At 55.1% G+C, this 13,762-nt stretch carries 10 protein-coding genes; 8 read left to right on the plus strand and 2 right to left on the minus strand.

The features are described from left to right. Positions 1–223 precede the first annotated feature (223 nt). Positions 224–595 (minus strand): inositol monophosphatase family protein, encoded by a 372-nt coding sequence (locus ACR1XV_RS14520; RefSeq protein ID WP_480532548.1) that lies wholly within the window; start codon positions 593–595, stop codon positions 224–226. Between the two features lie 381 nt (positions 596–976). Between ACR1XV_RS14520 and ACR1XV_RS14525 the strand changes: the two genes are divergently transcribed. The 6 genes from ACR1XV_RS14525 to ACR1XV_RS14550 all read left to right on the plus strand — a co-directional run bounded on the left by ACR1XV_RS14525 (position 977) and on the right by ACR1XV_RS14550 (position 9,793). Next, positions 977–3,163, plus strand: coding sequence for a CARDB domain-containing protein (locus ACR1XV_RS14525; RefSeq protein ID WP_480532550.1), 2,187 nt, complete (start codon positions 977–979; stop codon positions 3,161–3,163). An 842-nt stretch (positions 3,164–4,005) separates the two neighbouring features. Continuing rightward, complete coding sequence (locus tag ACR1XV_RS14530) at positions 4,006–4,266, plus strand: hypothetical protein (protein ID WP_480532552.1); 261 nt, start codon at positions 4,006–4,008, stop codon at positions 4,264–4,266. An 11-nt stretch (positions 4,267–4,277) separates the two neighbouring features. Beyond that, the gene (locus ACR1XV_RS14535) at positions 4,278–5,576 is read left to right on the plus strand and encodes a tyrosine-type recombinase/integrase (RefSeq protein ID WP_480532554.1); all 1,299 of its coding nucleotides are present in this window, start codon (positions 4,278–4,280) and stop codon (positions 5,574–5,576) included. A gap of 226 nt (positions 5,577–5,802) precedes the next feature. After that, positions 5,803–6,030 (plus strand): helix-turn-helix transcriptional regulator, encoded by a 228-nt coding sequence (locus ACR1XV_RS14540; protein ID WP_480532556.1) that lies wholly within the window; start codon positions 5,803–5,805, stop codon positions 6,028–6,030. Between the two features lie 71 nt (positions 6,031–6,101). Beyond that, positions 6,102–8,768 (plus strand): hypothetical protein, encoded by a 2,667-nt coding sequence (locus ACR1XV_RS14545; protein ID WP_480532558.1) that lies wholly within the window; start codon positions 6,102–6,104, stop codon positions 8,766–8,768. Positions 8,769–9,274: 506 nt separating this feature from the next. Continuing rightward, a complete protein-coding gene (locus tag ACR1XV_RS14550) occupies positions 9,275–9,793 on the plus strand; it encodes a hypothetical protein (RefSeq protein ID WP_480532560.1) in 519 nt (172 codons plus the stop codon). A 38-nt stretch (positions 9,794–9,831) separates the two neighbouring features. Here ACR1XV_RS14550 and ACR1XV_RS14555 read toward each other — a convergent pair whose 3' ends face one another. After that, positions 9,832–10,740 carry a hypothetical protein gene (locus tag ACR1XV_RS14555; RefSeq protein ID WP_480532562.1) on the minus strand — a complete coding sequence of 303 codons (909 nt, stop codon included), beginning with the start codon at positions 10,738–10,740 and terminating at the stop codon, positions 9,832–9,834. Between the two features lie 136 nt (positions 10,741–10,876). Here ACR1XV_RS14555 and ACR1XV_RS14560 point away from each other — a divergent pair, with 136 nt between their 5' ends. Next, complete coding sequence (locus ACR1XV_RS14560; protein WP_480532564.1) at positions 10,877–12,187, plus strand: hypothetical protein; 1,311 nt, start codon at positions 10,877–10,879, stop codon at positions 12,185–12,187. 187 nt (positions 12,188–12,374) lie between these two features. Next, entirely contained in the window at positions 12,375–13,760 is a 1,386-nt protein-coding gene (locus ACR1XV_RS14565) for an ApeA N-terminal domain 1-containing protein (protein WP_480532566.1), read from the plus strand. The last annotated feature ends 2 nt before the right edge of the window (positions 13,761–13,762 follow it).

The following is a 13,762-nucleotide window of genomic DNA, read 5'->3' on the forward strand; positions in this document are numbered from 1 at the left end:
GCCGCCGCCAAAAACTTCTTTGCGCTGGAAATGGACCAGATATGTACGGCCATATTCGATCAGATCGAGCCAACAAGGGAACAAAGCTAGGCTCAGGTTGCATTGGTCACCGCTGTGCGGCGCGTCCGCCATTCGAAGATGAAGCGGTGACATAGGAGATCTATGTTGGCTGACTGAGGATCAGATGGCCAGGGTTGGCCCCTTCTGCCCGAAATTCGTCTTGTCAGCTGTCGCTCGCGCGGCTCTCGCCATTTGCTGATGATGGAGCCTGAGTCTGGCGAGAGGAAGAAGCGAATCCGGAACCGGCTATTTTGGCGAGGTCATCGAATATCCCGGGAGCGCTGACCAAAACACGACCGCCGATCTGCATCATTTCAATGACCGGTTGCGTTTCGACACACCCGCCCGCCTCGGCCACGAGCAACTGCCCGGCAAGACAATCCCACGCGTTCATGTGTTCTTCGACATAGCCCAGAAGTCGACCCGCAGCGACCCATGCGAGTGAGACCGCACCCGATCCGTTACGGGCGAAGACGCCGCCCACTACGCCGCCGCTTTTCAGCCTACCAAGGGACAAGGCAGTCGTAGTAGACACCGTTCAAATCTATATCTCGATCGTTGGGTAAGGGCCGTCCTTGCTAGCGTGGTGACGCTGATCCCGCAGACATGCTGCGACCGATCTAGTGGCCGTAAAGAGCCCATGTGACGGATGCTGTAGTTTGTACTAACAGCAACGGATCCATTGTGAGCCAGCATTAGCAGCTGTGCCTACGGTCCAAATCTGCCCCTTGCATTTTGCAAGTGCGCAGCAGCGTAGCTTCGCCGAAGCAGACGTTCACCACATCCTCCGGCGGCTGGATTTCAGCGCCTGGAAATATCTACCTATGATTGTTTGATTGTCGGGAACTCATTGCCAAATTGTTGACGCAATTCTCTGTCACTCAGCCTGTAAGTCTATATATTAAAGGAGTTTATTATGCCCAAGCCAAATAAAGGTGGCGGTGACAACAACGTCATTTCCGGAAACAAGCGAGACAACGTGCTCATTGGTTCAGGCTCCGACGAGATAATGGATGGCAAGGGTGGGAACGACCGGCTGATCAGTGGCGGCGGCAATGATACAGTCTATGGCGGAAGCGGCACCGATACAGTTGTATTCACCTATGATAGAGACGACTATGACGTCACTTTACTAAGCGACGGGAGCATCCAGGTATCCGGTCCTGAAGGCACCGACACAATTTCGGGCGTCGAAGTGTTCGAGTTCGCGGACATGACACAATCAGCGGCCGAGGTCATTGTACCCCGCCTTGCCAATCTGACCGCCGGGACCCTTGAGGTTGAAGATGCAAGCCTGTCCCCCGGCGAGACAACCGACATACACGTAGATATCGCGTCCAACGGTGTGATCGATGCAGCGGAGTCCACGGTTGAGCTTTTGGTCGCGTCCGCTCCGGACAACGGGGCTGTGATAAGCGCCGTCGATACGGCCCAGCTTGGAGCAACACCCGTTGGAACTTCGGGCGCGGTCTCGTTCTCATTTGACCCGGGATCGCTGGAGCCGGGAACGTACTGGGTTGCCGTGCGCGTAGACAGCACCAATTCTCTGGATGAAGAAAGTGAAGCGGACAACCAGACTGACTGGGTGCAGATCACGGTCGAAGCCCCCAGCACAGACCTGCAACTTGTGTCCGCAACCGTCGACAGCAGTTCTGATCTTGATCTGGAAGGCGGTGCAAGAATTCAGATGAACTACGTCATCCACGATGCCTCCAACATGGATGTCTCGTATTTCAAGGTTGCGACATATATTTCTGAGGATGCCACGATTTCTGCGGACGATCACCGGATTGCGGGTATCACCGGTGGCACCTATTCCGGGTTGACGACAAGCCCCTCAACTTCGCATTGGTTGCCAGAGGATTATGCACCGGGCGATTACTATCTGATCAGTGTTGTTGAATGGGGTGACGGTACCACAGACACGCAACTGGACAACAACACGATCGTCCAAACGATCACTCTGACTCCGCCGCCAGAACCAACCGTGGACATCTCGGTGGGCACCGTCAATATCCAAGCTACATCAGATTTCGATCTGGGTCCGGGCGGCCTTATCTCGACTCCAACCGGTTCAACCGGTGCGCGGCTTGATCTGGAATTTGACGTATCAAACCTTGGCACTGGCCCGGCAATCAATGCTGGGTTCACGGCCTATCTTTCCTCGGATGGGACGGTCTCTGCCGATGACATCGAGATTTGGAACGGCACCGCAAGCCTGCAAGCCGGGGGAACGACAACCCTAGTAGCCTCGGCAAACATCGACGGCAGCGTGACGGCTGGTGACTATCAGGTCATACTGGTATCAGATGCCCCATCGGATGTTGATCCTACCAACAACAGCTCGATTGCCGAAGTAACATTGGTCGGTGGAGTCGCGATTGGTACCGAGGCGGATGACGTTTGGGCCAGTGGCACCGGCGGAGACATCGTGGACCTGCTTGGCGGTGACGACATTGCATTCGCTGGGCCTGGCTTTGACATGGTCGATGGTGGTGCAGGCGTTGACACGCTGAATTTCTCCTCAAGCTCAGAAGGCGTGGAGCTATATTCCGTAGAGTCCAACTCGTACGAGTTGATCGAATTCTCCCAGACCAGTGGTCAGACGGCGTCGGTTTACACAAATTTTGAGCGTATCGTAACGACGGATTACGACGATCATGTGGATTTGTCCGGAAGCACCGTTAACGATCTCCAAACAGGGGCAGGAAATGACCTGATCATCGGCAGCGACGGGGACGACACTATCGACGCTGGTGCAGGAGACGATTTGATCGTCGGCAATCTTGGGAACGATCTGTTGCTCACCGGTGATGGAAACGACATGATCGGCGTAGTGCGCAACACATCGACCGGCGCGACAACAGGGTATGGTCACGACGTTGTTGATGACTTTGATTTCAACTTCGATTCTGTAGTGATCGAAGTTGGAGCCGGCGAAACATATGATCCTCGACTGGACCTCGTCCAAACTAGCGACGGTGCTCTGTTGCAATATGCTGAGGATTCCAGCCTGCTGTTGAAGGATGTGGATATCGACGATCTGGACCTTCATCACTTCCTGATCGTTGAAGAACAGCCAGATATTTCAACTGGTTTCTGACTAACCCGTACTGACCTTCGGAAAGCCGAATTGCGGGAGCGAAACAGGAAAGGCAGCGGCAATTGTGGTTGCCTTTCTTGCTCCAGACCACGTCCAGGGACACCGCGAATTCTCCTCGCATCACTTCAGAAAACACCTGTCGGGTATCAAAATATTACTCTGGCGCACTGACTGATCGGGAGTGGATGTCTGCTCGTTAATCAAAAAGGACAGCATTCGAACTTGCGCCCCGAAACTAACTCTACTCAACGTTGCAGTTTTCTCTCCAGCCGTTCAGCGCGCAAAGCGGCCCTACGAAATGAAAATGCCAACGGCGACAAAGTCCGCGAACTGAGAGTTTTTACCCCCCTTTTGATCATGCTGCCGCAGCGAAAGTCCGGTCTGACGGGCTGCACCGAAGCGTGAACAGGCTGTGGTCAATGGCCGGTATGGGCCGACAGTCACGACTGACTGCCAATTCAAATCGCAGCACCAAACTACTATATCAGCAACTGATTTGCAGCTCTGGGTCTACTTCGTGCTCAAGGAGTTGTTGTTTTGGGGGTGGTGCCATCCGTTGTCGAACGTTCACCCCGCTTCTGGTCCAACTGTGACGGTTGGGTCAGGTTCGTGTGACGTTCAACAAGACACCAATGGCGGACCGAGGAGCCGCCACATCTCTGTCTACCCGTGGATGCAGGCGTCTATATTTACCTTTATTTACGAGTAAATAGCCGTAAATCTAGGCGCTTTCGTCTATACCTCTCTATCGTCGTCTCTTGACTGCCCCTAAATTTTAGGGGCACACAAGGGGCGCGAATGAGGGCCGCACACCTTGCCCCGGATCAGTAGGAAGAAATCTAATGAAACGCACAAATCGAGCAAAGCTTCACAATAACCCAGCCATGATCGGGACCGACGGCGTCCAACTTTCAAAGGACGTGGCGAGGTTGTACAATCTTCCAGACGAAGAATACTTCAAGCACCCTGAACCTATCCGCGACTTGGCTTCTCTCATGTTCACACTGTTGGAAGATGAGAAGATGAGCGATTTAGAGGCAGCCAATGTTGCGGACGTGCCGTGCTGCGTTGCAACGCGCTGCCGCGCGGCAATCCAAGCTTAAGGAGAACAGACATGGCGCGGGGTATGCACCGACTAACAGTCAAACAAGTTGAAAACGTCGCGCCCGGCACCGCCCTCAATGATGGGGGCGGTTTGTCTTTACGTTGCACAGCCAACGGCACAAAGCGATGGGTTTTTCGTTTCACCCTCAAAGGGCAGAAACAGCGGGAAATGGGCCTTGGCGGCTTTCCCAGCACCACCCTCGCGCAGGCGCGCCAGAAGGCCACAGCAGCGCGTGACTTGCTTGCTAGCGGGTTTGACCCGATTGCTGAGGCTGACAAAGAAGCCACCGCCAAACGCATCGCCGCTGAGAAAGCCGAAGCTGCGACCGTTACTTTCTCCGACTACGTAGAAGTCTTTTTGCCGTGGAAAACGAAGGGTTTCTCCAACCCTAAGCACATAGCCCAATGGGGTATGTCACTGCGGAAATATGCAGCACCACTGGCGAACAAACCTTTGGTGGAGATTACACGACAAGACATTTGGCAAGTTCTGACACAGCCTATGCCCGTTAAGCAGGCCGATGGCACGGAAAGAACCGAACCGATGTGGGACGCGCTGCATGTTTCCGCCACACGGCTGCGGGCACGGCTTGAAGCGTTGTTCTACCACGCGATACAAAACGGCGCTTACCATCAGGACAACCCTGCCCGCTGGGAACTGTTTAACGCCACCCTGTCAGCACCCCGGAAACTGACCGCTGGGCACCGCCCGGCAATGCCACGAAAAGACGTCCCGTCGTTCGTTCAACAGCTTCGGAGAAATAAGTCCGTGGGTGCGCTTGCTTTGGAATTTCTTATCCTCACCGCTTCGCGTTCAGGTGAGGTACGTTTGGCGCTTTGGAGTGAAGTTGACGAAGAAAATGCACTCTGGGCCATTCCGGCGGAGCGCATGAAGGCACGAAGAAACCATGTGGTGCCGCTTTGCCCAAGAGCATTGGCAGTTCTTTCGGAAGTTAAGGCGATGCGCATCACGGACGTACAGCCAGACGACTATGTGTTTGAAGGCGCTAAGCCGGGCAGACCAATGTCCGACATGACAATTCGCGCCGTGATGCGCCGCATGAACTTGGGTCAGTTTGTCCCGCATGGGTTCCGAAGTGCCTTCAAGGACTGGGCTGCCAACGATACCGAGTTCCCCCGCGAATTGGCCGAAGAAGCTTTGGCGCACCAGTTGAACGACGTCGAAAGAGCCTACCGGCGCGAACAAGCTGTTGAACGTCGCCGCGCCTTAATGCTTGCATGGCAAGACTTCGTGGACGGCAAGGCCCAAGACAACACGCACGTCATACCTTTTCGGGATAGAGCATAAGACAACCACCTGATTCGAAGTCGTCGCAAGCATGACCAATTCGACCGGCCTGTGTCGTCGGCAAGTTCCATCAACCTTTGACGCAGCAGACAAACGCGACCTATTGATTTGACAGAGAAGTCAAAAAACCAATACTTTTCAGCCGATTAGGTGAATTTTTCTATAGGCATCCTTACTTGGGTGTAGTTAGGCTCCAAAGCATCTTTCAACTTTGGAGAACTCGCCAATGAACAATCCCGCCCCAATCGAACCACGCCCCGGCCAACTTGGACAAGAGCGTTTGCTGAACCTCTCCGATGTGACCAACATCGCCGGTTTCAAACGGGCGAAACTGTATCGAATGATGCGTGAGGGGTCTTTCCCGAAACCCATCAAATTCGGTCACGCGTCGCGCTGGCCTGCGTCAGAGGTCCAAGATTGGATTGAGGCTCACAAGCTGACACGAGCAGCGTAACACACACGTTAACAAGAAGAACCCCGCGCCGCGACAGAGCGCGACAACAGGGCTAATTAAGGAACTCTATCTTGCAGAAAACATCTACCAAACCTGCCAGCGGCGGGCAACATAACCTTGCAGCCCAACGACAAGCCGCCGACGGGTGGTCGGTGATTACGGAATTCCTTACCTCTATCTACGGGCAGGGCAAAGAAAATCAGGTCTGGGTTGCAGGCTTCCCCGACATTGAAACCGGGGCCTCTTGGTTCGGTATGCAAGGTGTGGACGCCTTGCGTCGCCGGTTGCCTGACCCGGATGGGGCCGACCTGTATTTCTGCACCGGCCTGTTACGCGACGGCGCGAACAACCGGACGTTGGGCGAGGTGGTGGCGCAGCCGCTGCTTTACGCGGACGACATCGGGACGAAAGTCGATCCGGCTTTGTGGGATGCGCTGTTCGCGATGGGCTTCCCTGAACCGACGTTCCGCATTGAAACGTCCCCGAATAACGAGACGTGGGGCTGGAAGCTGGAAGGCGATGCGACGTCGCCCGAGCGCTGGCAAGAACTGGCCTTGGTCCGGGCCTACATGATCGAACGCGGACTGACCGACGCCCTGCACGATGCCACGCGCTACCTGCGCCTGCCTTGGGGCCACAACTCCAAACCCAAATACCGCGACAGCAAGAACCGCGCGCCTGCCGTGGGGTTCACGGATTGGCACCCTGACCGGACAGTCAGTTTGGACGAGATTGGGTGTATCCTGATTGGCGGGGCGGATTGGCGGCAGGCGGATGTCCCACTATCTGCCAAGACGTCGAAGGACTTGGCCGCGCTGGGGGCCGGTGCGCGCCCGCGCGACGCCAGTGTGACGGACCCCGTGGTGCGTATGGCTGAAATCGTGGGCCTTGAGCCGCGCGAACGGACGCAAGGGGTTGTGGACGCCATGTGCCCGAACTGGCAGGCGCACGGCGACCGGGCAGAGACGGGTTTTAGTTTCATCGGATCTGATGGGGCTTGCTTCTGCAACCACGCATCTTGCGACAGCCTGCGCACGCCCGACTTTCTGGCGATGGTGCGGACGCAGTACGAGAACCACGTGTCGGCGCTGAATGCCGCCGGTAAGAACGACGAGAACCTGCCGCCCTCTGCGTCTGCATTCTTGGCCGGAAGCGCATTCGAGTCCGCGCCCACCAACGCGGCGGACGTGAACGCAATGGCAGTCAAGCAGCAAGAGGCAAACGGGGCCGCTCACGAACGCGCAGCGGCGTCCGTTCTGGCCGACGGTGCTTATCTCTTTCAGGACCGCAAAGGTGCCGCTTGGCTGTCTCGCGATGGAAACCTGTATGACGTCTCGGGCAAGGATCGCGGTATTCTTCGGCTGGCAGCCAAGAAAGGGCATAACCTGACGGGCACAGCTGCCAACAGCCTTTTCGAACATCTTTTGAACCGTGTGGACGTGGACGCGCCGCGAGAGGACGTTTTCTTTCGTCAGGCTCAGACATCCGACGATGCGGGCAATGTGGTGTTGTATGTGAACCGCATGGAAGCTGGGCGCGCGGTTAAGATTGACGCTTCTGGTTGGAAGCTGGTGCCGCTGTCCGCCGTGCCGCTGCAAATGACAACTCGCAAAGGTGCATTGCCGCTGCCCGAACCTGAAACCGGCGCACCCGCAACACAACTCTTTCCCTTGTTGGCGCGGCACTTGCCGCTGGCCTCTTTCAACGCGGGTGCAGGCGCGAGTGACCCCGGCGTGCAGCAACGGTCCGTGCTTCTTTGCATCCTTGCGTCTGCCCTCTATCGACCCGGAACCGTTCCGCATTTGATGATCGCCGGGCAGCAAGGCTCAGGCAAAACAACGATGGCACGGCGGCTGACGGACCTCACAGACCCGGACGCGGCGGCGGTGACGTCCTCGTTGCCTCGGGAACCTGAGAAAATGTTCCCAATCGTCAGCAACCGCTTGAACATGGTCGTGGACAACGCCAGCGGTATCACCAAGGCCACGTCCGACGTCCTGTGTGCAATCGCGTCTGGAACGGCTCACGCGGCGCGTAAGCTGTACAGCGACGGCGACCGTTCAATTCTGCAAGCCCACGCGTCAGTTATGTTTACGAGCGTTCTTTCCGACATTGTGCGCCTTCCGGACCTTGGGCAGCGGACGCTGCGCATCGAACCGCCAAGCATCAGCCGAGCCAATCGGCGAAGCGAAAGTGCACTCGGCGCGGCGTGGGCGGCTGACTACCCGAAAATTCTAGGGGCAATGTATGCAGCGATGGCCGGGGGATTGAAGCATTGGGTTGCTGTCCAAACGGATTGTGACCAAGGCCGCTTGGAACCGCCGCGCTTGTCGGATGCTGCAATCACCGCAGAAGCCATTGCGCGCGGCCTAGGTTGGCCGTCGGGCCTGTGCATGGCGGCACTGTGCGAAGGTGAGCAAGGCGAAGCTGGGCGCATCCTTGAGGGCAACCCCGTCGCGTGGCGCATTCGGGCTTTTCTCCAATCGCAGCCAGGGGGCGAGTGGCGGGGCACTTACTCAGAGTTGGAAACCGCAATCGCTAGCGTGCCACCATTCGGTGCGCCGCAGTGGGACGTAAGCCGTATGCCGTTCAAAGGGCAATGGGACCGCTTGTGGCCCGGACTGGCGGACGCGTGGGGCATCGAACGGGAATTGTCCCGGACCAAGAGCAACCGTCAAATCCGCCTGACAATGAAACCAAATATCGCTCACGGTGTGACAACTGCCTTGGCGGCGTGACGGCAGGGTGACGGCCATCTCGCAAGCGTGCCATCACCTGTAACCATTTGTTTAATAATGATAAAATGAAACGGTGACGGCGGTGACAGCCAAATGCACGAAATTATAACATCAAACTCTCTTGCATCATCTGGCCGGGGCGCTTTGCGCTACCTCTCTCTCTTTTCTTCTTATTTAGAAAAGAAAGGAAAACGGCTGTCACCGCTGTCACCCAGAGAAATAAGTGATTCAAAACAGATTGTTAGGGGTGACAGCCGAAGCAATGGAAGCTGTCACAAGCCGTCAAACGCTGTCACCAACGACCAGAATTTGACGAAAGGAAGCGTCTGATCTGACTAGTACCCTGACTGTTGAGACATACAGACAGTCAGGGCAATTTGCAGCGATAAGCACGCGGGGGCCGCTGTCCCGCAGGAACGACAATTCGCAAAAGTGCGCACCTAGCGCACCCTCAGACGACGTTCCGGTCTGTGGATGGGGAAACGAGATATGAAAAAGGAAATCAAATGTCTCATACCCGCCCAGCGCCCAGCGCACAAACTACCGAAACCAAACTTTATCGTTTCGCCGGGCGTACGCCGCCGTCCCCGACAGTCACTTACGGCAATGACAGCGACGGCAAAGCCCGCGTGCGATATGATCGCCTTTGCGAGTTTCTCTCGGCACATCCCGAGTGCGTTGCCCAACTGATCCCCCTTGAGGACAAGCTGCCAAACGGCAAGACGTCCCGGCGTCACCTCATCGGCTATCGCGCTGCAAACATTCGCTACCCCGGGGATTGGCACCCCGAGTTTTACGAGGTCTCTCCCACCGCCAATATGTTTGGCGACGTAGATCATTTTTGGGGCAAAGCAGAAGGTGACGTGCGGCGCGAAAACACATACCTTCTCAAGCTGCTGCGCAAGGAAGCCGCCCGCCGCCCGGAAGCGGCTCACGCTTTGCGCTCTATCCTGCTGCCGGACGTCTCGAAGCTTACACAGCCCAACCGCCGCGTGTTCCGCCCCGCTTATCGGACGACGCCTTAACGACGATCAGCGGCGCACACAGCGCCGCTGACACTCGATTACATCCGTGTCGCCGCAACCAATGCCAACCAGCGTTTGCACGCCTCTGCGTCCGTAGGGCGGGCCAGATAGTCCCGCAGGGTCCGCAGCACCGCCAGTTGCTTCGCTTCATCTGTGACCCCCGCCATTATTGGTTCCAACAAAGTAGCGTTTTCCCGGTAGACCTGCGCCAGCACCGAAAACTCATCCTCACTGGCGGGTTGCGCCCGGGGGCGGCCAACGCGTCCATAGCCTTGCGCGCGCGGGGCTTTCGGGGCCTTAGGTTTGTCTGGTAGGGTTCGCTTAGAATGGCGCTGATCTACCCCAACACCCAGTTTCCACGTCCGGGGCATCGTGTCGGGCTTTGAGTCGCGTCCGCGAACATTAGCCGGACGTGGCCCCGCGCCTGTGACCCGCCGGGGCAAGTCCTGTGTCAGCACTTTGTGCCAAGCCGCCCCGTTTTGCCGGTCGATCTGCGTCCGCCGGTACCGCCACCGAAGCCAATCTGCGACCGCAGGGGGCAAAGCGTCTGCGTCCACTCCGCCCAGCGCGTCGCGAAATGCGTATTCGTGTTCGCCCAGGTCAATCGTGCTGCCCGGCAGCCACGGGTTTTTCTTCCACTGATCCCCAAGCCGATTGGCAGCGCGACGGGCCTCGGCACGGTTCCATTCCTCGGCAGACACACTGCCCGTTTCAAACCGGCGTTTCTGGCGCGCACGATAGGCACGCGCTGCATGAGGTCCGCAGTGGCTAAGGCATCGGCCTTGTTTGCTTTCCTTGATCGGTGCGTGCTGGCAGGTCGCACCTGAGCGGCTTTTGGCACCGCAAATCTGGGCCGCAGGCGACCCACGCTGAAAGGTTTGGGCCTTTTCAAGAAATTCAGACCTATGTTCGGACGAAACGAACCCGGTGTGTTTCTGGTTGGACATGGACGATCGCTCTGACTGCACGCATGGGATGTTATTTTATAACACTTTAACGGGTATTGCAGCCTCAAGAACTCGCTAAATTGCGTTGCCCTCGTCGCAATCAACTTATAGCTGATGCATCAAAGAAATTTGAGGCATGAAGATGATTGCAGATTTAGACGAACTCGCCCTTGGATGCACAGATGAGAGCGCGCGCGCCAACATAAACGAAGCGATCAAATGCTATCAAAGTGGTGCATATCGGTCAGCCATTGTTAACGCGTATGTAGCTGTTTGCTTCGACCTTATCGATAAGCTGAAAATCTTGGCCGCAGCGGGGGACGGTGCAGCCAAGATCGCGGAAGATGAGTTAAATCAGCTACAAAAACGAAACGATGAGGGGAATCCCGATGCGATCTCAGGTCTACTAAAGTTTGAACGGAACCTTTTGGAGCTTTTTCGTACCGAGTTCGAATTCTTCGGAATAAACGAGTTTGATGAATTGAACCGATTGAAAGAAGATCGAAACCGGTGCGCGCACCCAACCTTCTCTAAATCAGCCCTGCCATTTGCTCCTTCGGCTGAGTTGGCGCGTTTGCACCTACGAAACGCACTTGTGCACGTACTGACCCAACATCCAAGACAGGGTAAAGCAGCGCTTAAAAACCTCGAAACACTAATAACTTCAAAGCACTTTCCTTCGGAGACTAGCGAAGCCATAAAGCGGTTGAATGGTTCCGAGTTCAAGAGCGCTCGTCCAGCCTTGATACATGCATATTTGGACCGATTTTGTTTTGGCGCGGCAACAAAAGGTGATCCACTTTTTAAGAAGCGTCCTACCCAGATTGCGATCGAAGCCGCCGTGGACATGCACAGAGCAATTGCTTTGCCGAGACTGATAAAGAATGTAGGGAAGCTGCTAAAAACCAGTGAACCTGATGCGATTTACGTGGCGTGTGTGTTTGCCTTCCGAACTACTGAGGTCGCCGAAAAACTGGATGAATCGGAAAGAACAGTTGTCAAAGCCTGGGTGAAGTCTTCACCCGACACCAATATCGGGAACATGATTTGTCGCGGTTTTTCGGTAAGCTGGCTCAGCGAGACCTTGCAAGGTGTTCTATCGAAACTTGATCCAAAAGAACTCGGAAAGATTTCTGTCGCTGAAATTCCACCGCAAGTTTTGACCCACGCGGCTACAACATTCGCCTCAGCAAAGAACTGGGCACAAGCCAACCAATATGCCGAACAATTCGCCGTAAAACTCGCACCAAACTTCTCGGAGGACGACCTCAAGATAGTTTTCTTGGCGGCAGGCAATCGTGATGCAGACCTGCAAGGCAGTAACGGGTTTGAAGAATTCTTAGAAGCATTGTTCGATAGTGAGCCAGAAAAAAGAACACGAGTTATTGAGCTAATGAACGAACACAATTTGGAGCACTACGTGCCTCTCGAAGAAGACGAAGGCTAGGTGATGCGCATAGTTTCCAATAACCTGCCGTGCCTAGAACTCGTGTGGTTCAGCGCAGGCATTCGATCCAGCTTCCGAAACTTAGGGCGTTTCTACGTTGGGCAGTTGGGCGCTATGAAGCGCGTGAAGCAAGTCATCCCCCCGCGCGCACTGGGAACAAAAAAGACCTAAAGTAGGATAGAGCACATTGGCCCGAGACGATCTATTTCAGCCGAAACAAAAGATTTTTTGCAGAGAACTGGAAACCGGCAGCGGGTTTACAGGCTTCTTCGAATTCTCAGAGGAACGGATCGAAACACACTTGACCTCATTTGGAGACCCAATTTCGATCTCCGATGGCGACCGCATAACTTTGATGACAGAAGACTTACAATTCGTGGTTTTACTTGGCAGCTTCTTAATGCCGGGCACGCGGACGAAATACTCTGCACCCGCAGCAGAAAGTAAAACGCTAGTCATTGATTCAAACGCGGCAGTGGTTGGTTCTTCTCCTTGGACCAGCGACTTGACCGTAAAGAAGATCACCTTTGATGTACCCGGCTCAGACCCTGTTTTTGATAACAATGAACTTATTTCAAAGCTGTCAGGTGAACACAGGTACAGCGGCAGTGATCGGCGCATAATTGTCTGTGAGACAGACAAGATGACCGTGTCAGTCTTTTATGCGGCTTCTTACGGTTCACGTGCTGATTTCCCGACGAATTGGAGCCCAAAGATCAGCGTTGACCTAAAACGGGCAGCGCCCATAGACGAGGTTTTTGAAGCTATATTCCCTGTATCTTCCTTTCTGTCGTGCATGGTCGGCGTCGCGCTGAATTGGAAGAGCGTTGTAGTTTCTGCGTTGGATGACGCCGAAATCGAAAGATGCATTGAAGAACAAAAAAACTTTGATCAGTTCCGTTTGTTGCATCTTCAAAACGAAGCAGGCACGCCGCCCAGCCACTTTCTGGGTAGATCGCCGTTTGTGTGCTTCGATGACGACGAACGCGCGATGTTCGAACAAGGATTAGAGCACTGGATATCTCGCTTCGAGCAATGGCGGACGGCCTATGTACTGATGTTCGACATGCTGCGAAATCGAGCGACCATCGGACCAGAGAGGTTGTTGGCTGCGTGTAAATGTCTTGAACAAATACCGGGGGCCGATGGCAAGAACACAATGTCAGATAGTGAAATTGCAGAAGTAATCTCATCGGCGCAGGAGAAGGCGGCTCAACTTGGGTTCAAACAAATTGAAGGCCGAATAAAAGATGCCCTTAGGCGAGTGGCTCAAGAGCCCCATGCAGAGCGCTTCCGTCGGTTGATTCTACAAGTTGCAAACCAAGCGACCCTTGGACCCAAGCTTCAAACGATGATCAATGACCTGAAAAACGCGATGCGTTTTCGGGGCCATGCCGCGCACCGAAATCTGCATTCAAAGACAGAGGAAGATTCTCAAAGTTTGTACAGAGCCATTTGTGCAGTGGAATGTCTTTGCCTTTTGTTGTTGCTAAAAGACCTTCCAAAGTCGCCGAGAAGCCAAGCCCGACTAGAACGGCACCCCTTGGTTGAAGACTACATTCGCGCGCTATGATC

The sequence above is a fragment of the Ruegeria sp. AD2(2025) genome, assembly GCF_056542385.1.